Origin of the sequence: Pedobacter africanus (assembly GCF_900176535.1) — a bacterium.
Taxonomy (GTDB): domain Bacteria; phylum Bacteroidota; class Bacteroidia; order Sphingobacteriales; family Sphingobacteriaceae; genus Pedobacter; species Pedobacter africanus.
Genome location: NZ_FWXT01000001.1, coordinates 1341747 through 1362990, shown reverse-complemented (window position 1 = coordinate 1362990; position 21244 = coordinate 1341747). Strand labels below are relative to the sequence as shown.

24 protein-coding genes are annotated in these 21244 nt (G+C 39.0%); 18 read left to right on the top strand and 6 right to left on the bottom strand.

What is annotated here, in order from left to right:
* The first annotated feature begins 2 nt into the window (after nt 1–2).
* The 10 genes from B9A91_RS05730 to B9A91_RS05685 all read left to right on the top strand — a co-directional run bounded on the left by B9A91_RS05730 (nt 3) and on the right by B9A91_RS05685 (nt 6644).
* Nucleotides 3–449 (top strand): protein-disulfide reductase DsbD domain-containing protein, encoded by a 447-nt coding sequence (locus B9A91_RS05730; protein WP_084237427.1) that lies wholly within the window; start codon nt 3–5, stop codon nt 447–449.
* A gap of 21 nt (nt 450–470) precedes the next feature.
* Complete coding sequence (locus B9A91_RS24580) at nt 471–896, top strand: MauE/DoxX family redox-associated membrane protein (protein WP_084237426.1); 426 nt, start codon at nt 471–473, stop codon at nt 894–896.
* A gap of 59 nt (nt 897–955) precedes the next feature.
* On the top strand, nt 956–1327 hold the full coding sequence (locus B9A91_RS23950) for a hypothetical protein (RefSeq protein ID WP_144008868.1): 372 nt from the start codon (nt 956–958) through the stop codon (nt 1325–1327).
* A gap of 170 nt (nt 1328–1497) precedes the next feature.
* Nucleotides 1498–1725 carry a hypothetical protein gene (locus B9A91_RS05720; protein WP_084237425.1) on the top strand — a complete coding sequence of 76 codons (228 nt, stop codon included), beginning with the start codon at nt 1498–1500 and terminating at the stop codon, nt 1723–1725.
* Nucleotides 1726–1731: 6 nt separating this feature from the next.
* Complete coding sequence (locus tag B9A91_RS05715) at nt 1732–1959, top strand: hypothetical protein (protein ID WP_084237424.1); 228 nt, start codon at nt 1732–1734, stop codon at nt 1957–1959.
* A gap of 17 nt (nt 1960–1976) precedes the next feature.
* Nucleotides 1977–2345 (top strand): helix-turn-helix domain-containing protein, encoded by a 369-nt coding sequence (locus tag B9A91_RS05710; protein ID WP_084237423.1) that lies wholly within the window; start codon nt 1977–1979, stop codon nt 2343–2345.
* Nucleotides 2346–2873: 528 nt separating this feature from the next.
* Nucleotides 2874–4043 carry a HEPN-associated N-terminal domain-containing protein gene (locus B9A91_RS05700; protein ID WP_084237421.1) on the top strand — a complete coding sequence of 390 codons (1170 nt, stop codon included), beginning with the start codon at nt 2874–2876 and terminating at the stop codon, nt 4041–4043.
* Entirely contained in the window at nt 4040–4804 is a 765-nt protein-coding gene (locus B9A91_RS05695; protein WP_084237420.1) for a methylamine utilization protein MauJ, read from the top strand. The genes B9A91_RS05700 and B9A91_RS05695 overlap by 4 nt, the downstream gene beginning before the upstream one ends.
* 251 nt (nt 4805–5055) lie before the next feature.
* The gene (locus B9A91_RS05690; protein ID WP_084237419.1) at nt 5056–5961 is read left to right on the top strand and encodes a hypothetical protein; all 906 of its coding nucleotides are present in this window, start codon (nt 5056–5058) and stop codon (nt 5959–5961) included.
* Complete coding sequence (locus B9A91_RS05685; protein ID WP_084237418.1) at nt 5958–6644, top strand: hypothetical protein; 687 nt, start codon at nt 5958–5960, stop codon at nt 6642–6644. Before B9A91_RS05690 ends, B9A91_RS05685 begins: the two co-directional genes overlap by 4 nt.
* A gap of 43 nt (nt 6645–6687) precedes the next feature.
* Here B9A91_RS05685 and B9A91_RS05680 read toward each other — a convergent pair whose 3' ends face one another.
* From B9A91_RS05680 to B9A91_RS05665, 4 genes are all read right to left on the bottom strand, one after another.
* Complete coding sequence (locus tag B9A91_RS05680; protein WP_084237417.1) at nt 6688–7758, bottom strand: helix-turn-helix domain-containing protein; 1071 nt, start codon at nt 7756–7758, stop codon at nt 6688–6690.
* A 22-nt stretch (nt 7759–7780) separates the two neighbouring features.
* Complete coding sequence (locus B9A91_RS05675) at nt 7781–8404, bottom strand: hypothetical protein (protein WP_084237416.1); 624 nt, start codon at nt 8402–8404, stop codon at nt 7781–7783.
* A gap of 286 nt (nt 8405–8690) precedes the next feature.
* A complete protein-coding gene (locus tag B9A91_RS05670) occupies nt 8691–10277 on the bottom strand; it encodes a UvrD-helicase domain-containing protein (RefSeq protein ID WP_084237415.1) in 1587 nt (528 codons plus the stop codon).
* Between the two features lie 4 nt (nt 10278–10281).
* Entirely contained in the window at nt 10282–12153 is a 1872-nt protein-coding gene (locus tag B9A91_RS05665) for an ATP-dependent nuclease (RefSeq protein WP_084237414.1), read from the bottom strand.
* Between the two features lie 824 nt (nt 12154–12977).
* On the opposite strand from B9A91_RS05665, the gene B9A91_RS05660 reads away from it, so the two are divergent.
* From B9A91_RS05660 to B9A91_RS05650, 3 genes are all read left to right on the top strand, one after another.
* Entirely contained in the window at nt 12978–13388 is a 411-nt protein-coding gene (locus B9A91_RS05660; protein ID WP_084237413.1) for a hypothetical protein, read from the top strand.
* Nucleotides 13389–13606: 218 nt separating this feature from the next.
* A complete protein-coding gene (locus B9A91_RS05655) occupies nt 13607–14707 on the top strand; it encodes a hypothetical protein (RefSeq protein WP_144008867.1) in 1101 nt (366 codons plus the stop codon).
* 194 nt (nt 14708–14901) lie between these two features.
* Entirely contained in the window at nt 14902–15354 is a 453-nt protein-coding gene (locus B9A91_RS05650; RefSeq protein ID WP_084237411.1) for a hypothetical protein, read from the top strand.
* Nucleotides 15355–15382: 28 nt separating this feature from the next.
* Here the strand turns inward: B9A91_RS05650 and B9A91_RS05645 are convergent, their stop codons facing one another.
* Entirely contained in the window at nt 15383–15766 is a 384-nt protein-coding gene (locus tag B9A91_RS05645) for a helix-turn-helix domain-containing protein (RefSeq protein ID WP_084237410.1), read from the bottom strand.
* Nucleotides 15767–15808: 42 nt separating this feature from the next.
* Nucleotides 15809–16102, bottom strand: a complete 294-nt coding sequence (locus B9A91_RS05640; protein WP_084237409.1) for a type II toxin-antitoxin system HigB family toxin — start codon at nt 16100–16102, stop codon at nt 15809–15811.
* Nucleotides 16103–16405: 303 nt separating this feature from the next.
* On the opposite strand from B9A91_RS05640, the gene B9A91_RS05635 reads away from it, so the two are divergent.
* The 5 genes from B9A91_RS05635 to B9A91_RS05615 all read left to right on the top strand — a co-directional run bounded on the left by B9A91_RS05635 (nt 16406) and on the right by B9A91_RS05615 (nt 21237).
* On the top strand, nt 16406–17185 hold the full coding sequence (locus B9A91_RS05635) for an Fpg/Nei family DNA glycosylase (protein WP_084237408.1): 780 nt from the start codon (nt 16406–16408) through the stop codon (nt 17183–17185).
* A 33-nt stretch (nt 17186–17218) separates the two neighbouring features.
* Complete coding sequence (locus B9A91_RS05630) at nt 17219–18718, top strand: DEAD/DEAH box helicase (RefSeq protein ID WP_084237407.1); 1500 nt, start codon at nt 17219–17221, stop codon at nt 18716–18718.
* Between the two features lie 225 nt (nt 18719–18943).
* Entirely contained in the window at nt 18944–19183 is a 240-nt protein-coding gene (locus B9A91_RS05625) for a helix-turn-helix domain-containing protein (protein WP_084237406.1), read from the top strand.
* A gap of 209 nt (nt 19184–19392) precedes the next feature.
* Nucleotides 19393–19686 (top strand): hypothetical protein, encoded by a 294-nt coding sequence (locus B9A91_RS05620; protein WP_084237405.1) that lies wholly within the window; start codon nt 19393–19395, stop codon nt 19684–19686.
* Nucleotides 19687–19953: 267 nt separating this feature from the next.
* Nucleotides 19954–21237, top strand: a complete 1284-nt coding sequence (locus tag B9A91_RS05615) for an aminotransferase class I/II-fold pyridoxal phosphate-dependent enzyme (RefSeq protein ID WP_235012465.1) — start codon at nt 19954–19956, stop codon at nt 21235–21237.
* Nucleotides 21238–21244: the final 7 nt, after the last annotated feature.

Below are 21244 nucleotides of genomic sequence, written 5' to 3'. Positions count from 1 at the left end.
GTATGAGGATATTAGAATTGTTTATTGGTTTGCTTATTTTTTGCAATTTGTGCAAGGCTCAAATTTATAGCCCTGCGAAATGGAGTTATTCAGCTAAAAAAATATCAGGATCAGAAGCGGTAATTTATTTAAAAGCAACGATAGAGGAAGGCTGGCATATTTATTCCGTAAACCAGAAACCAGGTGGTCCATTGAAAACTACATTTAGTTTTTCACCGTCACGAGACTTTATATTAAATGGGCCTACAAAGGAGCCTATGCCGATTTCCAAATTTAATGAAACCTTTGGAATCCAGGTATCTTACTTTGAAAATGAAGTAGTGTTTCAGCAGAGTATTAAACTGAAAAAGCCACGTCCTATAATAAAAGGGAGGGTGGAATTTATGGCCTGTACTGATGAACGCTGTCTGTCGCCCGAGGAGTTGGGATTTTCCATTTCAGTTAAATAATCAATTACCTAGTTGAATAATATGAACTTACATAGAATTACACTCATATCAAGTTTACTATTGGCTACTCTTCTTCTTTATGCATCAGGCATTAAACTTTGGAGTTATGCAAAATCCAAAATTGGATTTGAGTTTTTCCCTTTCGTGAAAGAATACCACGAACTAGTGTTTTGGCTACTCATGACGTTTCAACTGGTTTTCGCAGGATTATTGTTTTCTAATCGAACAAGACTAATTGGTCTATATGGAGTATTCTTTCTGCTGTCATTTTTAGGTAGTTACCTCTATGTAATGATTCATTTTTCGAACAATATACCTTGTTTTTGTACTGGAGTAATACCCTTCATGTCTTGGAATGGACATTTATGGTTTACAATAAGTTTTGCAGTACTGGCTGGAATCATGATTGTGCTTTTTCCAGATAAAAATATTCATGCGCGTGGATAGGTTACACCGATGGCCTATGGAAACATCGGAATGAAAACAAATTAAAATAATTAAATTACATGAAAAGAATTAAATTCTTATTGGTTTTTGTGTTTTTATTAGTTGGAACACTTACTGTACTAGCATTGTCTAACAAAGGGCATCATAAATCGGTCCTTACAACTGAATGTTTAAGGTATCAAGGTGTTCAACCTGCAACCCCAATTTCAATCTTAGACCCTATTAATTGGAGCAGTATGCTTTCAAATCCAGGAGTTTTTTGTAATGATGGAGATTTTCTTTGTGCAATTTGTTTTGATAATTTTCAAATGACACCGAGTGAAGCGAGACAGATTCTTTCAAATTATCAATTAGCACATGGAACCTTACCTCTTCATGGTCAGTCAATTTCCAATGGGGGAAGACAAGTTACAGTTTATTTGAAAGAATAAAAGATCCTGTGGATAAATGCTCCATCATCCATAAAAGCTGATCGCGAGGTGCAGGTTAGTTAATCACTCCCGCATCAACAAAACGATGTTAACGCTTCTCAAAAGAAGTCCGGAGCAGTTTAAGAGCGTGCTGCTTCGGCTTCTTTAAAGAATGAAATAGATTATCTACTATGAAAACAGGAAAAAACACCATCAGCACCCGTGCCTGGACATTCATCCGCAGCAGGGATTCTTTTACAACAGAAGAGTTTATGCAGGCGATGGGCATGAGGCAGAAAGAAGCCCTGGATATTTTGCAGCAGCTGCATGATGAACGCCTCATTTTGTTGAAGTGGGTTGAAGAAAAAGGAAAGCTGTGTTTTATAAAGGCTTCGCCAGTAAATGATGGTATAAATTAGGAACTTATGGAACAAAATAAACTGCCTGAGAGCTTTACCGATAACCTTGATTTTATTGCCCAGGGGCTGCATGGCAGGCCTATTACTGTTGATTATGCCCAGGAATGGAAGATTAGTGAAGCAAATGCAAAATTGCTACTGGAGTACCTGTACCGGAGCGGTAGGGTAGAAATTGCCTGGCTGCCGGAAATGCAGGAACTCTGTTATGTAAATAAAGGTTATACTGTAAATTGAAAGATAGATAAGAAGCCATGGAAAATTATATCCCTCCGGACTGGAAAATGATGAACCGGCTTCAGGAATTGATAGAAGGCAATTTCAGGGAAAAGCATGATCTTCAATTTTACTGCGGAGCATTGGGTATAACCATAAGAAGATTGAATAAGGTTACCAGGTTCTATTTTAAGAAAACGTTATACGAGCTTTTGCAAGACCGCATTCATAAGGAGGCGGTATTTCTGCTTTCGGAAACTACGATGACGGCTAAGGAGATTTGCTATGAGCTTGGGGTATGTGACCCCGCGCACTTTACCAGGAGTTTTACGCTGATGGAAGGGGTGACGCCGAGTGAGTTTAGGAATGTCCGGAGAAAATTGATTAATAATGCTGTGTCTACATGATTGTGGCTTTCAGGAGCTTTTTAACCCAGAAAGTTTCGTCGGTTAATATCCATGCGGGGCGTGATACCGTACTGGGGAGGGTTAATATAGTATGCATGCAAGATATTTACGAAACCTGGCCCGAAATGAAAGTTTTTGCCCGTAGTGTGGTAACGCATTACGAAGAACGGAAAGAAAGCAGGAGGAATGTATGGCTGCGCCAGAAGCCGAATTGAGGATTTCGATTCTGTCAGCGGTAGGGGGTATGGACCCATTAGGATCGAGCCAATCGCTTATTCCGATAAATAAGTAGAAGACTTAGAATCTTTGACTCATCGGTTCGAAAATCCAAAAATTATTTTCGCTTTTGTTTTATTAACCATTTGGCCATGTTATTTAAGTTTTGCAATTACCATTTTGTTTGTTACTTTCCTACTTTTTGGGTCAATGGTATTCATAGCATCAGATTACATGATGCAAGTATCTCAACATATTATTCCGAATTTAGGGGAGCTTTTTAGCGAGTAACCACAAAATTTATGGACTAATATGGGAGGTGCAAAAAATGAAGAAATGCGGAGAATGGAAAAAGGAATATTTAAAGCGGCTGCAAAAAATGTATGCAGTAGTCATATTGATGACTATGCTATAAGGCGTTTCATTATTAAGACAGGAGACAGAGGCAAATGTGACTATTGCGAGAAATACCGTAATGTAATAACTTTAGATGCATTGATTGATTTTTTAACTGATTCTCTGGAATATTTTTACACAGATCCCGCAAACTTCATGTTCCATGATTCTAAAGAAGGCGGCTATCAGGGTGACGTATCAGACGCATGGGATCTTTTAGATGGTATGGGATTACGAATCAAGGAGAATCAACTCAATGACGATATATTCAATAGTCTCGATCTTTCCAATGGATGGGCTAAAGAATATGGAAATTTAAAAGACTATCGCTACGAAAATTGGTTGAGCTTCAAAAATACGGTACAGCACAAATCTAGATTTATGTTTTCTGTCAAACAGAATTTTAAATTCGGCGGCAGAAATATTACTGCTAAGCAATTTTTAAATGAGCTTGGTGCAGAAATTAAGAGACGGAAAATGATGAAGGTGATTCCAGCCGGGACTAAACTGTTTCGGTGTAGACAGCACAAAATTAAGAACGAAGTAACAGAAGCTGAACACATTTGCGCACCCGAGGAACAATATGCTATTTATCCAAATCGAATGAGTCCTTCGGGAATATCGATGTTTTATGCAGGATTTAATATTAAAACAGCTTCAATGGAGACTTTAGATAGATCTGACAGCACAAAAAAATACTATACAATCGCAGAATTTAGTACTAAGAAAGAATTTAATGTAATAGATTTAACTTCGTTACCGCGGTCGAGTGCATTTGATAAGGATAATAGAGACCTTTATTACATAGTGTCTTTTTTAGAGGAGTTTCTAGATGATTTTGCAAAACCCATTGATAGAGATGGCCGTGAACATACCGAATATGTCCCAACTCAAATTATCACAGAATATTTCAGGTACGAATTCAATAAAAAAAGTCAAATTAGTATTGACGGAATTGTTTACCCATCATCAAAAGATCATGGTCAAGAAGCATGTGTGCTCTTTATGGATCACTATGAAAGTTTGCGAGCATTAAAATTCAATCCATTATTAACCACTAAAAAAATAAAATTTGCAATTGAATGAGAACATATCAAGTTGAGCTAACCGTTACGGGTGCAATAACCATTCAACGACAGATTAGATTCCAGGCTGATAAAGAACTTCAGTTAGGTAATGTTTTTACTAGTGATGTAGAAATAAAGAAAAACGCTGCTGGCGTCACAATCTCGGTCACTGTATTTACTGTTGACAAGGATAGAGCCTATCAAGTGGCATTGCTATTCATTGGCAAGATGCTTGACGTACTCGCAATAAAGATCAATACTGCTTTGAGCATACACATGCTTGATATAAAACCTGCGTTGGAACGCAATACAGTAAGATCGATCCTGACCGATGACGATTTTCGCAATAGCTTTAGTATAGCAAGGAATTTGAATTTAAACGAAACGAAGATACTAAGAGCCCTCAACTGGTATAGAAAGGGTTTGTACACAGATGACCCATTCGACAAGTTTCTTGCATTTTGGAACTCGATTTGTGTGGTAGCTAGTGGTTATCATACTCCTGATGAAAGGACTGTTCAAGGAATTATAAATCAGATATGGAATTGTTTTATTACCCTATGGGGCCAACATCCAAATAGCTGGCCAGTTATTAATGGCGATGTCAATTGGGTTAATGATAATAACGGGATCAGAAATGATATTGCACATGGCCTAATCACCATTGAAATTAACCATATTACAAATGTACTCGACCGCTTGAATACAGTACAAGACGTTGCTTATAGGTTCATCACACAGTGGAGCAGAGATCGGTTAAATTACCACCTTGATTTATAGCCCGAACAAAATAACATCATCACTAACATACTCCCCATATACGCCAAACTAACCTGCCACCTTGGCTCTAATAAAATACAACAGTCATGAAAGGTTAAAAATGGGCTTTTGAACTATATGCAAAGTCTCCCGTTGTACGCACGCGTTTGCCAACCATTAAATATTGGTGTTCCTAATTTGACGGTGCGCACGGGAGATTTGTCGGGTTTGTGTATATTAGTTTCATATTTGTATATATAACCTAAATATAAGTGGCAGCATTTGCAATAAATACTAAATATGTCGATCTCCCGGAATTGAAACAAAAGCGCCATCTTAATAAAGGCGATACGGGTCACTTTTCGATAGAAAGCGAATTGCAACATTTGCCAATAAGAAAGAACAATCATTTTTTATTTATCCGGACGGATAAAGACGAACTAATATTTACTAATGACGGTGTGATTACTACTGGAGCAACCATAATAAAATTACCGACGCCAGCAGATCAAATCACTAAAGCCCGGCGAAATAATTTACCTCCACCAAAGGATCGTTATAGACACACCTTTAATTATAAAATTGAAAAACCACTTGAAAAAAATAATTACTTGAATGATCTCAAGTATAGTTTAAGAGTTGTGTATAATTTTTACAAGCCTGAAAGTCACTTTAGTCAACAGTTCAGAGAAATTAATTCCGAAGATTACAAGACCATTGTAAATGGTTGGATATATACAGCCCGCACTGCATTCGGCAAAGTTGTAAACGCACTGCCTAAGCAAAATCGACTGGAATTTATGCTACAGGCAATGGAAAACTTCGGAACAATCGACTTCGTGAAAGTGCCATTATTAGAGGGAATTGACTTTTTGAATGACTACGTTAATCGTCGTATAATAAGTCGCGGTAAATTACTGGTCGCAACAGATAAGTTGATTGCAAATAACTTAAAAACACATCTTGACCCAAAACAGGTAGGTTTTTTTGATGAAATCAGTGGCAATGAAAAGAACATCCACACACAGGCATTAATATTTCAGAAATTGCTTTCCTTGCAAAATAAAACATCACTTAAAGATTACTTATCACAATCGATTCAATCTGTTCCTGAAATTGAAGCTCATTTTGATACTATGTTTAAAAGGGAAACTTGGCCAATAGATCTAAGGATATGAGTGATTTTTTGGACTATATAAACGAGTATTCTGATCTTCTCAAAAAGGGTGCGAAATGGGAAACCGATGACGAGCCGTTAGCACCGGTTTTATCGGAGACAGACACCTGGGCAGACGACTACATCTATGAGTTTTATTGTTACATCTGTCTGGTCATCGATTTAATGAATAATTATGATTTAGAATTCGTAAAGGGTATAGGAAAATTCGAGTACAAGTTCCCGCGAAAAGCGGCTTTAAAAAAAGGAAAACCTCGTTTTCATGCTCTGAAAAATGGGGTGTTAAAGTTTCAGATATGTGCCGGAACAAAAATCAATTGTTCCATTGCGCTAGAAGAGGATAACAATCCAGACATTTCGTTCCAAAAACCAGATGCTTCGGAAAATCCGAATGAAGACGACATCATCCTCATAATGGACGCCAAATTCAAAGAAGATCCAAAAACCGTGCTGCCTAAATCAGAAGTTTACAAGTTTATTACCATATCTTATAATCTATTTAATCTCAAAGGAGCGCCATCCGTACCTATTAATTTTAAGAGGTTTGCGGATATGCTTGGCAATTGTCTCATTACTAATGGTCAGTCTTATACGCCGCCGGCTGACATCTCGCTGCTTAAATTACATAACATAAAAGAAGTTGAAAATTTCGCGCCCAAATTGAAACATAACGTGCTTGGGTAGACTTCGTGCTTTTTATAGCGCTGATGCAATTACTACTATGAAGCTATACTGTACGCCGCAAAGAACGGATCTTTAATTTGAATGGGGACGGTTCAAAAAGGTTCACATAATCTTCAAGGGAAAAGCTTAAATTATTAGCAATGTCCTGATTAGAGTATGTAAATTCCTTTTTCAAAATATTGATAATTTCAGGTAAAACCTGAGGCTGATCAAGATCGACGTAACCCGTTTCGGTTTTTCTTTCATTGCGCCTGCCTAATTCAATCATCAAGTACTTATAAGTAGACTCAGTTAACAAGCTCAAATTCCTAGCCCTCATTATAATAAAAGCTTTTGAGACACCCCAGTACGATTTTAAAATCGATAGCTTGTTGTACGTCAAGTTCTGCAAATCTCTATAACAATCTTTCTTAGGCATTAAGAACTCCCCTGAAAATGCATTTGCCTCTGCCTCAACATCCCGCCACGGCTCAATAGAACATGGAATATGGGTCACTAGATGCCCTAATTCGTGTGAAATGGTGTTTTTAAGTCGGTCATTCGACATATTTTTGTTTACAAAAATAACGGGGGTGCCGGTATCAGTGTAAGCCGTTAAGCCGTCAAACTTCTCGTCTTCTGCATCGTAAAAGTAAACAATGATCCCTGTTTCTTCTATGCGCTTGACAAGGTCTTTTACTGGCCCAGGTGGAATATTTAAAATCTCCCTCATACGCAAGGCGGCAGCTTCAGGCGTCCATCCGTGGGAAAGATCAAACGAGTACTTAGGGAACTCCTGTAGCTCAATGTCCTCCATAAAATGGCCTATACCTTTCAATACATGTTTAAGATCGGAAAGTATTTTGTCCAACCTTTTCTGCGGAACGGTTGCACGTTTTCTGAAATATATGTTTGCAACATGCGTACGCGGTTCATTCTGGTAAAAAAAAGATACAGGATAATTCAACGCATCAGCTATCATTTCTGCCGTCGCCGGAGAAACCAAAAGCTCACCTTTCTCAATCTTCGATAAATTCGGTTGGTTTATTTTGGGTAATAAGTCTGCCAACTGTTTTTGCGTCAATTCCCGAAAGGTACGAGCTAACTCTAACATTTTAGGATTAAAACGTTGCATAAAAATAAATTAAGTACGAAGTTTATTCAGCTTTCTTTTTGATTTTAACTACACCTTCTTTTATTTTCGGTGTCTTAGGTGCCACTGGTTCAACTGGCATTTTAACAATAAGAGAGCCTCTATTATCACAAAGCATCGATAAATCACTTTCCCAAACCGTCTTATCACCATCAATGCAAACCGCATAAGTTCCAGTGAAACCAGACCAATCATCAGTTGCAGTGTAACCTAAAAATATATTAGGTGTGGTATCAGCCATCGATTTGGAACGCTGATTGTATATTAAAACGGAATCTACGGTAGGTATGTTAGAAGGCCTTCTACGTTCATCCAGTTTTTTTATGAAAATTTGTTCATTTTTTGTGCCAGCTAACTGAAATCTTTGTGTTGTAGCGTTTCGACATGCTTCAGGGAATAGCTTTATCAATTCTCCACGCATAAAGCCACTCATAACGACTGCAGGAAGGTTCTTATCCTGACTAACAGGCTCGATAACACCGAAAATTTCTTTATGCAATCTTTCAAAGCATCTTGGAACAATGTCTCTGAAGGCTAATAAAATATCTAAATTATTGCTTTCGAATTCTTCTTGAGCAGGAGCTTTCTTTTTCCGGAACTGCGACAAATCAAATAGTTGTGTTTGCATATCGTGCTATACTATACTACAAATATACAACTATGAATATTTTTTCAAAATTTATGTGAATATTTTTTTTAAAAAAATGTGTTAACCATTAAAATAGCTAAAAGATGTTTGTTTATCAAAGCTTTCAATACAACTTTCATGCCGGCCAAGAGCTGATAGTATTTGGCAATAACTAGGCTAACGCTTCTCTCCCCAGTCATTTTATTATGTAAACTATATTCAGCAATATGGTTTGAATGAGGTTATTAATCTTTTACACACGAAAAGACTAACTAATTGATTTATTTCAACTCCCACTGAATTGTGAATGGATGAAGACGCTTAAATCTTCCAATTTCTTTAATGTCTCCGTGCTTACTGGTTGGAGACAGGCTATACAAAGTAATTTTTCAGCCCGGCTGAACGCTACATAACCCAACCTGGGATAGTCCGTTGTCTCGTTAGTTCTCTTTTTATCACGTTCGGATTGGCTAGCTTCAATCCATAGCAACAGTTCCTCTTCTGTTTTTGCTATGGCAAGTACTGCTGGAGCTTCCAGCCCCTTGATGGTATGAATGGTTGCCACTGTAACAGCATTGCCAATTTGCTCGTGCCTGATATCGAATTTCAAATTCTCAATTTTGACAGGGAGTCCTGCCTTTATCTTTAACCCTAACACATCCTGAACAAAGTTGCCAAAAGTATTTTCATCTTTGATCGCCCCATTGTTGATTGCCTTGAAAATGGCAATTGAATACTTTCTTAGTGTGTTGACATCAGAGCTATACTGAGCACAGAACTTAGAGGTGTCCAGTTGGAGGGTCGTAAGCAGTGTATCTTGAATCGCTCTTATAGGTAAAACCGATGTGCTTTTCTTAGGATCTTTATAGCGGTTTCCAACAGCGGCAATGATTCGGTTTATTACGTCCTTTTTCTTGGCGATAATACATCGGTCAGGTAATTCAACACCGCATTGTTCACATAACTTATAGAAGACCGTTATGATGGGAGTTACTGTGTTGTTACCCGCAATAAAGTATATTAATTCTTCAGATGCTATTTTGGGTTCGGAAGTTTCTTTCGACAGGGCAATTTGCGAAAACTTTTCGCCCCCAAATTGGCGTCCATTAAAATTGTTCAGAAAATCAGCTATGTTTTTTGACGAGCGATAATTACAATTATTGATCTCAACCTGATATCCAGAACTTCCCGCTGCCTTTAATATTGGAATATTCGAAAATGACCGAATTGAACTATCGAAGCTTTGTATATACTGTTCAGGATCACCCACACAGTAAATTGTAGTCTTACTTTGCTTCCGTATGGCTTCAATTATATTAAAAACAGCATTGCCAGAATCCTGAAACTCATCTACAAACAAATACTGTAAACGGTTAGCAACTATCCGTGCGATTTCGATATTGCTCATGCATTCGGCCGCTATAGACAAGGTTTGGTCGAACGTGATATAACCAAGGGTGTTGAGCCTTTTCTTTATTCCAGCTTTAGCTTTACTGATTGCTTCCGGAGTTTTGCTCCTTTTGTCTGCTGCCTTTGATTTTTCTACGTGCAAGAACACATCGTCAATCCCACATTGCATAAAAATCTTTTCCTGTCCAACTGGTTCAGGATTAAAGGATGAAAATGGCACAACAATAAACCTGTTCAGAAATGAGTGTATTGTGCCAACAAAAAGATTATTAGGAATGACAATTTTCTTGGAAAGCCTGTCTAGAATGTTATTTGTTGCACTATTGGTATAGGTGATGACTGCCAAATATCTACAACCGGAAAGAAGCGGTAAGGCATCAATTATCTTTGCGACCATATTATGTGTTTTACCTGCGCCTGGTCCTGCAATGATAATCGTCCCTTTAGATCCCGATTTTGCCATGCTATTAGAGCGAATTTAATCCGGTCACGATATATGTGGGAATGGAAAATCCAGTACTGCCACTCTCCAACTGCAACAATAAACAATACGCAAATTCAGATTTGTATTCCTCAATTAGTGAGAAGTAATCGGCAACGACAATATCATTAGTTCCAAGAGCTCCAACTAGTGCCTTACCGGAATTTGGTCTGACTTCCGCTATAACTTGTAAAAGTATTGCTCTACCCAGGCCTTTTGCATTAGCTGCAATCAGGTCTTTCTCAAATGTTGTATCAATCGTAATTCCAACATGAATTTCCGCGCTACCGGCATAATTTGCCGCCAAGTTATCTGCTCGATCTTCTGTCTTAGTGTCCGAATCTCGATCGGTAAGCACCAGACATTTTTGAAAGTAGCCATTCCGTATGATCTCCAGAAAATAACTAAATGCCAACCCGTTCACATTAATTACCGCACAACCTGAACGCTCCACGGAATGCCCGGTTAGCATCTCAAAAAACTTAGGAATAAGCAATTTTTCCGAAATGCCTTCCACTAATATGATCTTGGACGAATAAAACAAGTTGGTATTTACGGCATCCAAATATTTATTTAGGTATTTAACCTGGCGTTGGCCTTTTGCAGTTGCACTAAACCCGTCTAAAATATAATGTGATTGTACATGCCCGTCCTTCTTGTAAAGCACAACGGTGTTTTCAAAGTTAACCTTGGTTGTTATATGAGTGGAATGCGATGTAATGAGCAGCTGTATATCTTTCCTTAAATCCTGTTTTCCTTCGACCTTTATTAAGGTTTCAATATTGTGAGCTAGGTGATCCTGCAAATTCGGGTGAAGGTGTGACTCTGGTTCTTCTATGCCTACAATGCGAAAATAGGCGCTTTGTGCCCTGGTTACATCCTCTATATAAGACAAAACCAATGATATAAACAATAAATTATTCCTACCTGTACCGTTCCGTTCTATCTTAACCGGATTGTCGCCGTATATCAGACTTATCTTTTTTAACAAGTCTGAAACGTCGGGCAAGGTAAAAATCAGATTAACAAGGTTGGAGGTCTCGTCCGTGACGAGCGATATCTTATCAAGTTGCTTGGAAATTCCTTCCTTGATGTCCTGAAGCGATTTATTTTCATCAACTGCTTTTTGAAGGCCAACTAATTGGCTCTTTAAATCCTGGTATTCAGCTTCATCTTTGGCATTTAAGATTCTAAAAAGCAATTTATTGTTATGGCTGGCTACTAATTCTGAGCACGCGTCACGCAGTGCATCCAACAATTCAAACCTCAGCTGATTGAGATGATATCCACCCGCTATAGTATTTGTGCCGCTGCCGCCATAAATATTATAATGATATTTTGATACTGGAAAATTAATAAGATCGAGTTGTGCACTTTCAGGCAAACTATCGAAGTCCTGTGTCGTGGGGTCCTTTTTGTAATTTTCGATAAACTCCCTTTGCTGCACTATCTCATTGATTCGTTCAAATTTTGCATGTGGTGCAAATACATAAGTTAGTGTCGCTATTCTAAAATCGGGAGTGCTATACCAATCCGCTATTACGGTTTCCTGGTCATCATCCCATTCGGTAAGATCTACCGATATGGTTATTTCCGGAAATAGGATTTTATCTGGTGGTATATTAAAGTCTAAAATTTCTTTTTTGAAAGTTGTGACCACATCATAGTTGAAATCCGCTACCTCGAGTACCCTCCTTTTGAAATAAGATACTTCTTGGCCAAATATTAAGCCGATACAATCAAGTAGGTTCGATTTCCCGACATTATTTTCACCGATGATAAGGGTTAGCGGTTTCAATTTAATGGTGAAATCTTTAAAGATTCTGTAGTTTTTTATTGAGAGGCGCGAAATATACATAAGTGATTAGAATTTAGATAAAAAAACAATATAAGTATAATTCTGATTTATTGAAATATTGGTTTTAACGGTGGGGGCACGTTAAGCGAAATCAGCAGCATTGTCAACCAAGGCCAAGCCCTACGGTTTTGGAAAATCAGTTTTTGATAGAGTTTAACACTCCGTGAACGATATATATTTTAGTGTAGAGTAGAAGATAATTTCCGAAAAATGGATTTCAAGCGATTCGGGGGGAGCGTTTCAAGTCTATGCAACAGTTACTGAAGTCCACATGCCATAGGTGACGATAATGATGACATTTTACTACCCCTTGGTGTTCGTTTTGATATTCCTAAAACAAACGTCCGGGACCCTCGTGTAAATTAGAGAGTGATTTCGGCTGGTTGGATTGTCGACATAGGATATTAAATAATGATGATATCGTTCGTGAGTTTTTGGGGAAGCCGTAAAGCAAAATAAAACCGTAACAAATACGTAACGGAGCAAAATTTTGAAGTTTCTAAAATACTCCGTAAATTGCTTCTGTAAGTCAGAAAAGCACATTTTGCCTCGTATAAGGTCGGTCAGTCTAGAAGACTCATAATCTTTTACTTCAACCATTCGGCAGACATTTAATCTCCTTAAGTTCACCGGATATTTGATCTTCAACGGTCCTTTATTACATACTTTACATCCCCCTCAGGGATATATTTTCCTTCGATATACCATATTAGTAAATCCCTAAAAGTCATGTCTGAAACTTGCCTTGCAGGTTGATAGAAAGATGGCTTATCTCATGCTGGTAAGTTGAAACAAACTGTTATCTTGGAATACTCAATTATACTATGGATTCAATCCCTATTCAGGTTACGGAACTGCTGAATTATGGCTATTCAATAGCAAAAGCACTTCTCAAAGAACAAAAGGAATTCTTCCCCTTTGGAGTAAGCATCGATTATGAAGGAAACATTAAACAGCGATTGGTTCACGACGGCGACAACTATCCGCTTAGCAATGTGCTTATTGATGTCATTCAAAAAGATTTTGATGCTCAACTGATATCGAGAAGCTTATCAGCATATTCAATAATTTATGATGCCAAGGTTAGGAACACCATTTATCCAGAAGGAATTGATGTTGTGGTCGCGATGGTTAAAGGCATTCATGATGATTCTGCTGAAATTTATTATTTGCCATATGAGAATATTGAAGGGCAGTTGCAATACTTTGAGCCATGGGGTGAAAGGTCAGAATAAGTATCCTCTTCCAAACCAAAACCATTTTTAGGTTACTGCTTTTTGTTCTGTTAATTTACCTTGCTTATTTAATATGGCCTGAATAATTACCAGGCCCTGTTTATTGTTTTTATAGGCCTATGCCGGATAACGGATAGTATATTTTAGAATACTAAAGGAATTCTTCACAAAAGCGTACCTTAACAATCCGAAAGCTTTAAATCTTTACTACAGGAGTTATGAAAAATATTTTTGGTGTCTTAATTATCCTTTTAACTTTTTTTCAGTGTATTGGACAGATAAAAGTCCCCGTTAAAATAGACACTTCCCAAAATTCAATATCACGACTATATAAATTTATAGATCTTTATATGCAACAGGATGCTGTAAATAATTCGATGTGGCATCCAAAATACAAAAACAAAATCGTTTATAATTATACAATGGACTGGCTTTGGAGTTCAAATAGCCCCAAAAAGCTTGCTAAATTATTTGATCTGGAGCTTGCTGAATTGCAAAGGGTAAATGACACGCTTTCTTACTTTAAAATTTTAGCAAAAAGTAAACCCGATCAGTTACATGATGATTTTTCTAATGTATATAAATACTATATCGTTGAAATCAACGGTAAATATTACCTTGATAATTGCAAGGAATATGATTCGGCCCGATTTAAAAAACATGAGACTGAAAACCTGAATTTCTATGTGTCGCCTTTTTATGAAATTGATCTAAAGGCTATGCGCAAAGCAAGTGAGGAGCTTGAAAGGTTATATCTTGAGCTGAAGAGACCAAAACCAAAGAAACGGATTGATTATTATATGTGCGCTAATGAGGAAGAGCTAAATAATCTTTCTAATATAGTGATTTGGAATGGGGGTTTAGGGGCTTATACTAATATTCCTGAGGGTTTTATCGTAGCAATAAATGACAATCCTGTTTATAAGCACGAGTTTGTACATGCGGTTTTAGGATCGAGTGCAAACTGTTTTTTTATGCAGGAAGGGATCGCTGTGTTATATGGCGGAATGGATAAAGGATTGAAAAGCTATGAACAGGGCAGAGCAGAGCTAAAGGCTTGTTATGCATCCGGTAAATGTAATTTTGATAATTTATACTCCAGAGAAGTACAACAGAAATATAATAGCAATTTAACATATGCGTTTGCTGCGGTTTTTTGTAAATATTTGATCGATAATTACGGCCTGGATTATTTTTATAAACTATACTACAATAAGGAAATCACTACAAAAAACTTTATGGAAAAGATTAGCGAAATAACCGGTAAAAGCCAGGTAGAGATTAAAAAGGAAGTTGAAAAATTGATATTTCAGGATTGAGATATCGGTCATTTAAAAAGAAGAGATCTGGCTTCGTGGGGAGTGATATGTATTTTGTCTGCTATTAGGGTACAACCTATACCCTGGTTGAAATACTTTCTTTAAGATTTATTTAGCTAAAAATATTAGTATTTTATTTCTGATTAGCGTAGCTTTGTTAGACCTAAGTCTTTATCTAAGGAAAGTGGTTTACTATGATTGAATTGGTTTATTTTGATAGAAATGCAGTGACTGAGGCCTACCAGGTGATCCAGTTTAGGGCTGGAGAATCCTGGCGTATTGCCCGCGATGGGGAGTTGCTGGGTAGTGTGGAAAAGCTGAATGGCGTATGGCGGGGGCGTGAAGGATCCAAGCTGGCTGAGGAATTGATCGGAAATATAGGCAGGCTCATTGATGCGCAGCATTTCAACAAGTTGCCTAGCGATATTAAATTACACTGGCCAGCTCAGGTTCAGGAGGTGATTCCTTCAGGCGATGAGGAATATCTTGTTATCGCTAAACCTGAAATTGATTTTGAAAGGTTTGTGATAATATTTACCGCCTATATTCCGCACCTGCTGAAGGACGAATGGCTGGTTTTGTTTAAATTGTATGATGCAGGTATGAACCAGGACTGGGAAGTAAGCGCCAGGGCAATAAGGAAATGATGGAGCAATATTTTCGCTCTGATGGCAATTAGATATTGGTTTTCAATTCGTATTCCTTAACCAAAGCTTCCGCAGGTATATGCAGTAGTTTACTAAACTTGCGGATCATGGTTAAAGAAAGGGATTGTTTATAATTCAATACCTTGCTTATTGTTCCTTTATCACCATAGGCTTCCGCCAAATCGGACGATTTATATCCGAAGTCCTCCATTCGGATTTTGATCATTTCCACTGGATCAACATCAGGAAGTTCAGATTCTTTATTTTCATATTCGGAAATCAAGTGTGCCAAAAGAAGTTTTTCCTTATGTTGTGGAGTTCCTTTTGATACAGCCTTTATTTCTTCATACCGCGCAGTAGCACGCTCGTACTCTTGCTCAGTTTCAATTAAAAACCAGTTTAGGACTTTCATAAGTGTTTTCTATAATTATTAAATTTCACCGTATAACATATTTTAAATGGTTTCGGCATCAATGTTATCATATTCAGAATGGGTTCCAATGAACCGTATCTCTACAATTTCGTCGTCATAATCCACCTCGACGATTAGGCGGTACTTGTTCCCAACGATCTTAAATCTTGCCCGGTCATTCTTAATGATCTTTGCTTTCGGGAAATCGTGTAAAACATCCTTACTTTTTTTCCAAGCAGCTTTTGTAGTAACCGTTTTCCATACGCTTAAACTTTTAGCTGAATCTGCATGCTTTTTTGCAAACGCATCCAGCTTTTTCAAAAAGATAACTTTCATCTGGTGAAATGCTATAAATTAATTCAATTTGTGTCATAGCAAGAGAAAATTAAAATTTAAACAAAGATAATTATATGTTGGTAATTTGCCAACTTTAAAAAATCTTTCTCCATCGTTTTTTCTGATCTCATTTAAAATGAACCCGTGTAAGATGCTTGACACTTTTTGTCCAAGTACAACAAAATGAAGTATACATTGGTAAAAAAATGAATATAAATTTAATCAGGCTGGTAGCTTCTATATGCACGGAAACTTTATCTTTTCAATGTTGTTAATTAGGTTGTTAATTTAATACGTGTACATATGCCGGAATTACCTGACCTTGAAGTCTTCGCTGCTAACCTGGAAAAACGGTTCAAGCATAAAACCCTGGAGCGCCTGGAAGTGCAGGTTGATAAAAAGCTGAATGTGCCCGAAAAGGAGCTAAAGGAAACCTTGGAAGGACATCAGCTTACTGCGGTAAAACGCGAAGGGAAAACCATTCAGCTGCATTTTGGAGCTGAAAGGGTGTTGGGTTTACACCTGATGCTGCATGGAGAATTGAAGCTGATTGAAGCCCAGGAGAAGGTAAAATATCCTATTATCTCATTTTATTTTAAAGCAGGGGATGGTTTCGCATTGTCAGATTTTCAAAAAGCCGCTACGCCAACGTTAAATCCTGTGGTTTCTGATGTGCCGGATGCGCTTTCCAAAGAAATGACTGTAGCCTATCTGGAAGGGGTTTTGGCGAAAAAGAGCGCGCCGATAAAAACGGTATTGATGGATCAGCACATCATCAGGGGTATAGGCAATACTTATGCCGATGAGATCTTATGGGAAGCTAGAATTTCTCCGTTCTCTATCTCTAAAGCGATTCCAAAAGCTAAAGTAAAGGAATTACACCAGGTGATTGGAAAGTTGCTGCGCAAGGAAATTGAGCAGATCGGTAAAATGTTGCCTGATGAGCTGGGTGGTGAGATTAAGGATTTTTTAAAAATCCATGGCGCCGGGATTAAAGAGAGCCCGACGGGTAAAAAGATACTGGTAGAGGAGATTGGCGGGCGTAAATCTTATTATACCCAGGAGCAGCAATTGTACAAGTAGAATATGATGTTAAAAGGATAGTTCTTGTGCTATATGAGAAGAAAATTATACCATTACCAGGAAAGTGATGTTGAACAGCTTTTTAACAAGCTGGAACAGCGACCGTTTAGTCACCGTTTGCTTTACCAATTGCCTACTGGGGGCGGCAAAACTGTAGTTTTTGCTGAACTCGCCATGAGGTTTATTAAAAAGTACAATAAAAAGGTAATCGTAATGACCCACCGTAAAGAACTGTGCGATCAAACTTCCACCGCAATGAAACTGAGTGCGATCAGCACAAAAGTGATCAACAGTTCGGTGAAAAAAATCTCCAGGCGCGAAGGCTACGAATGTTATGTAGCTATGGTGGAAACACTGAAAAACCGGATAAATGATAAACTCGTTAACATTGATGATGTGGGCCTGGTTATAGTGGATGAGGCGCATCACAACTCCTTTCATAAGCTGCTTGGTAAGTTTAAGAATGCGTCTGTTATAGGCGTTACTGCTACCCCCTTCAGTTCAGATGTTAATTTGCCTATGCGCAGAAATTACGACGAGCTGGTTGTTGGTGCACCGATCGGTTCGCTAATTGATTTGGGATATCTGGCAAAGCCCACCACCTGGAGATACGATGTTGAGCTCAATACGCTCAAAATTGGGATTCATGGAGATTTTACGGTGGCTACTACTGATGAGCTTTATAGTTCGCAGGTAATGTTGGACCTTCTGGTGCACGCGTATGAAAGTCATTCTAAAAATAAGAAAACGCTCATTTTCAATAATGGAATTTTTACCTCCCGTAAGGTAGAGGAAGTTTTCAAAGCCCTGGGATATCCTATCCGGCATCTGGACAATACAACCAGTGCAGGTGAAAGGACGGAGATCTTACAGTGGCTGAAAAAGACTAAGGGAGCGATTCTTACTTCTGTGTCTATTTTAACTACGGGTTTTGATGAACCAACAATTCAGACCGTGATCCTGAACCGCGCCACTACTTCAATTACCCTTTACCACCAGATGATTGGCAGGGGCTCACGGAGGTTACCACAGAAAAAAACCTTTTCGATAATAGACCTGGGAAATAACACCGAACGTTTTGGTGAATGGGCTTCACCGATTGACTGGCAGCATGTATTTGAAAATCCGGAGGCCTATCATGAAATGTTGAACAGCAGAACCAGTTACCAGGCGCATCAGATACCATCTGACATGCGTGGCAAATTTCCGGCTAGTAAGGAAATCTCTTTTGATGTACAGGCGGCTCATCAGGTAGCGCTGGAAAGCGGAAAGAAAGCCCGTGTGGTGATACGGGACTCCATCCGTCAGCACGCACTGATGTGTGTTGACAATAGCAGCTCGGTTGCCCAGGCACTGGAGTTAACCGCTGAGCTGGATAAAGAGATTGACTGGAGGATTAAGCAGTATGGCAAATGCCTTGGGAAAGTGACCAAAAATTATACGGATTGGTTAAAGGAGGATTATCTTGCCAGGCTTAAAAAGCTCATTGAAAAGATCATGGCAAAGCGCGTATTGTTAAAGGCTGCGGTATAAAGATCATTTAAACTTTTCCCTTACCGGTTGTTCTTTATACAAAAACATGCGCAGCGAGCAGGGTATGCTATGGAACTTAAAGATCGATTGTAGTCCAGGGCGTTTTTTCTATTTTGATGGATTCATAGTTTTCTATCCTTGCCTTATTACACAAGTAAACCGCACTTGCCTGCAATTTACCGGATAGCCATTGTGGTTACTTTCGCAATTGGCTAACCGGTAAATATGAAACAAAATATAAAATTCATGAAGCTTACGCCTGGTGAAAAGTTTGCCTTGCTGCGCAAGTTAAACGGTAAGAGCTTAGAAGAGATAGCCGCGTATTTGAAAATGGAGGTTTCGGCGTATTTGAGGTTAGAAGAGGATTTTGTTTACCCCAGCAACCTGCAGATTGAAAGAATTGGATATTTTTATGGGTTGAGTTATGAGGAGGTGATGACGGTTGGTGAGGGCGATTGTTATTGAAAGGATTAGTTGCCGGATGCTGCGATAGTACCTATCTGGTGCCGTGTGGAGCTAGCGGCGTTGTATTAGTTTCATTTAGGTAAAGTTGAACGGGAGGGTGCAAGTGTGGCCTTTCCGTTTTTTTTTGTGTTTTTGTCAGAAAAATTCTGACAAAAAATACAGTTTTTGTGACATACCTTAATAATTGAGGATGACGAAGAGAAATTTTTATGATGGATAAAAACGTTTTACTGGCCCAATTTTGGGCAAATGCCAACCAGCTGGTAACGCCTGATGGGCTGGAAATTGACCTGCACAACGATGATTTGGTGGTGCTTTCTATAACGCTGCGCAATGTGGAAGATTACCCATATACCCTGCAGCTTAAGGCAGAGTTTGGTCTTGATGCTTTTGCTAAAGAAATGGAAACCCAATTGGTAGATGATTTAACAGAAATAAACCTGGATTTATTGTTTGCATTATTGATAGCGGGAAAGGCCGCTTATTCAATTTTTAAGCAATAATGTAATTCAGTAAAAAATATTTTGCACAAAATGCAATAATATAACGCCTCAAAAACCCTTAGCCGGGTGCACAATTTAAGGTTGCAAAAACGCCCTTTTAAGGCCACAAAAGCAGCTGCAAAATTGAAGTGGAATTGCTGCGCCAAATTGTGGCTGCTTGCCAAAACGAAATTGCACAAAATGGCCTCTGGGAGTCGTTTTTTTGCACACCTGATCTGAAAACGCCGCTTTACCTTCGCTATCAAATAACACAACACAGAAAAAATTATGACGATAACAGATGTAATTAAAATGACGGCGGTTGAGCTTCGGAATGCAAGCTTTAAGGATTTTGTGGATATGCCCGGTAAAGATGCTATAAGCTGGGCAGCGCATTTTGATGCTTATATAAAGAACTGGCTGGAGCGGGGGCATTGGAACTACCGGCAGGAAAGCCTGAGTGGCTGTATGCCCGAGGTAGAACTGAACTTGCCGGGCAATGCCAACAAAACATTTGTAGCGATGGTATTTAACGATTACCTGGGCTTTACCCAGCACCCTGAAGTAAAAGCTGCTGCTATAGCTGGTATAGAGGAATTTGGTACAGGCGCTGCGGCCAGCCCCGCCATAGGTGGCCACATGCGTTACCACCGCCAGCTGGAAGAAAAGATAGCCGCTTTTTTTAAGCGTGATGCGGCAATCCTGTTTACTACCGGCTATACCGCCAACACCGCAACCATGCAGGCTTTATTGAAAAAAGATGACCTGGCCATTTTAGATATGAGTGTACACGCCAGCATGTACGAAGGGGTGCAGGGTACCAAAGTAAAAACCTTTATGCACAACGATATGCAGCACCTGGAACGGCAGCTGCGCGAAAACCAGGGCAAGCACCGTAGTATGTGGGTTATAGTAGATGGGGTGTACAGCCAGCCTGCAGACCTGGCCCCATTGGGCGAAATTATTAAGCTGTGCAAACAGCATGGGGCATACCTGGCAATGGACGATGCACACGGGGTAGGCGTAGTTGGTGAAACCGGAAGGGGCGTAATTGAACTGCACAATGCCTATAAGGATGTAGACCTGATAACGGGCACCTTTAGCAAAACCTTTGGCCATTTAGGAGGCTATGTGGTGGCCGATGAAAAACTGGTGAACTACCTGAAATTTCAGGCAGGGCAGCACATCTTTTCGGTAACGGCTACCCCCGCATCGGCCTGCATCCTTAAAAGTATAGACCTGATAGATGATGAGCCCTGGTGGCGCAGCAAGCTTTGGGAAAACATCAATTACCTTAAAAAGGGCCTGCAGGATTTAGGGCTGGATACAGGTAGCAGCGCCAGTGCCATAGTGCCCGTGATGACGGGCAGCCCAGGGCTTAATGCCGAGGTATGCAAATGGCTGCTGGAAGCCGGGGTATATGCCAACCAGATTGGCTACCCCGCAGTGCCCAAAAACAAGGCACGTATACGCATGAGTGTAATGGCCACCCATAGCATAGACCATATGGATAGGGTGCTGAATGCCTGGGAATGGGTAAAAACGAAAATGAACATTAAAAACTTTGAATAGCGCCCCG

Excerpts from the sequence above, each read along its gene's own strand:
- B9A91_RS05730 (WP_084237427.1), top strand. The coding sequence starts at position 3 with ATGAGGATATTAGAATTGTTTATTGGTTTGCTTATTTTTTGCAATTTG.
- B9A91_RS24580 (WP_084237426.1), top strand. The coding sequence starts at position 471 with ATGAACTTACATAGAATTACACTCATATCAAGTTTACTATTGGCTACT.
- B9A91_RS23950 (WP_144008868.1), top strand. The coding sequence starts at position 956 with ATGAAAAGAATTAAATTCTTATTGGTTTTTGTGTTTTTATTAGTTGGA.
- B9A91_RS05720 (WP_084237425.1), top strand. The coding sequence starts at position 1,498 with ATGAAAACAGGAAAAAACACCATCAGCACCCGTGCCTGGACATTCATC.
- B9A91_RS05715 (WP_084237424.1), top strand. The coding sequence starts at position 1,732 with ATGGAACAAAATAAACTGCCTGAGAGCTTTACCGATAACCTTGATTTT.
- B9A91_RS05710 (WP_084237423.1), top strand. The coding sequence starts at position 1,977 with ATGGAAAATTATATCCCTCCGGACTGGAAAATGATGAACCGGCTTCAG.
- B9A91_RS05700 (WP_084237421.1), top strand. The coding sequence starts at position 2,874 with ATGGGAGGTGCAAAAAATGAAGAAATGCGGAGAATGGAAAAAGGAATA.
- B9A91_RS05695 (WP_084237420.1), top strand. The coding sequence starts at position 4,040 with ATGAGAACATATCAAGTTGAGCTAACCGTTACGGGTGCAATAACCATT.
- B9A91_RS05685 (WP_084237418.1), top strand. The coding sequence starts at position 5,958 with ATGAGTGATTTTTTGGACTATATAAACGAGTATTCTGATCTTCTCAAA.
- B9A91_RS05680 (WP_084237417.1), bottom strand. The coding sequence starts at position 7,758 with ATGCAACGTTTTAATCCTAAAATGTTAGAGTTAGCTCGTACCTTTCGG.
- B9A91_RS05675 (WP_084237416.1), bottom strand. The coding sequence starts at position 8,404 with ATGCAAACACAACTATTTGATTTGTCGCAGTTCCGGAAAAAGAAAGCT.
- B9A91_RS05670 (WP_084237415.1), bottom strand. The coding sequence starts at position 10,277 with ATGGCAAAATCGGGATCTAAAGGGACGATTATCATTGCAGGACCAGGC.
- B9A91_RS05665 (WP_084237414.1), bottom strand. The coding sequence starts at position 12,153 with ATGTATATTTCGCGCCTCTCAATAAAAAACTACAGAATCTTTAAAGAT.
- B9A91_RS05660 (WP_084237413.1), top strand. The coding sequence starts at position 12,978 with ATGGATTCAATCCCTATTCAGGTTACGGAACTGCTGAATTATGGCTAT.
- B9A91_RS05655 (WP_144008867.1), top strand. The coding sequence starts at position 13,607 with ATGAAAAATATTTTTGGTGTCTTAATTATCCTTTTAACTTTTTTTCAG.
- B9A91_RS05650 (WP_084237411.1), top strand. The coding sequence starts at position 14,902 with ATGATTGAATTGGTTTATTTTGATAGAAATGCAGTGACTGAGGCCTAC.
- B9A91_RS05645 (WP_084237410.1), bottom strand. The coding sequence starts at position 15,766 with ATGAAAGTCCTAAACTGGTTTTTAATTGAAACTGAGCAAGAGTACGAG.
- B9A91_RS05640 (WP_084237409.1), bottom strand. The coding sequence starts at position 16,102 with ATGAAAGTTATCTTTTTGAAAAAGCTGGATGCGTTTGCAAAAAAGCAT.
- B9A91_RS05635 (WP_084237408.1), top strand. The coding sequence starts at position 16,406 with ATGCCGGAATTACCTGACCTTGAAGTCTTCGCTGCTAACCTGGAAAAA.
- B9A91_RS05630 (WP_084237407.1), top strand. The coding sequence starts at position 17,219 with ATGAGAAGAAAATTATACCATTACCAGGAAAGTGATGTTGAACAGCTT.
- B9A91_RS05625 (WP_084237406.1), top strand. The coding sequence starts at position 18,944 with ATGAAACAAAATATAAAATTCATGAAGCTTACGCCTGGTGAAAAGTTT.
- B9A91_RS05620 (WP_084237405.1), top strand. The coding sequence starts at position 19,393 with ATGATGGATAAAAACGTTTTACTGGCCCAATTTTGGGCAAATGCCAAC.
- B9A91_RS05615 (WP_235012465.1), top strand. The coding sequence starts at position 19,954 with ATGACGATAACAGATGTAATTAAAATGACGGCGGTTGAGCTTCGGAAT.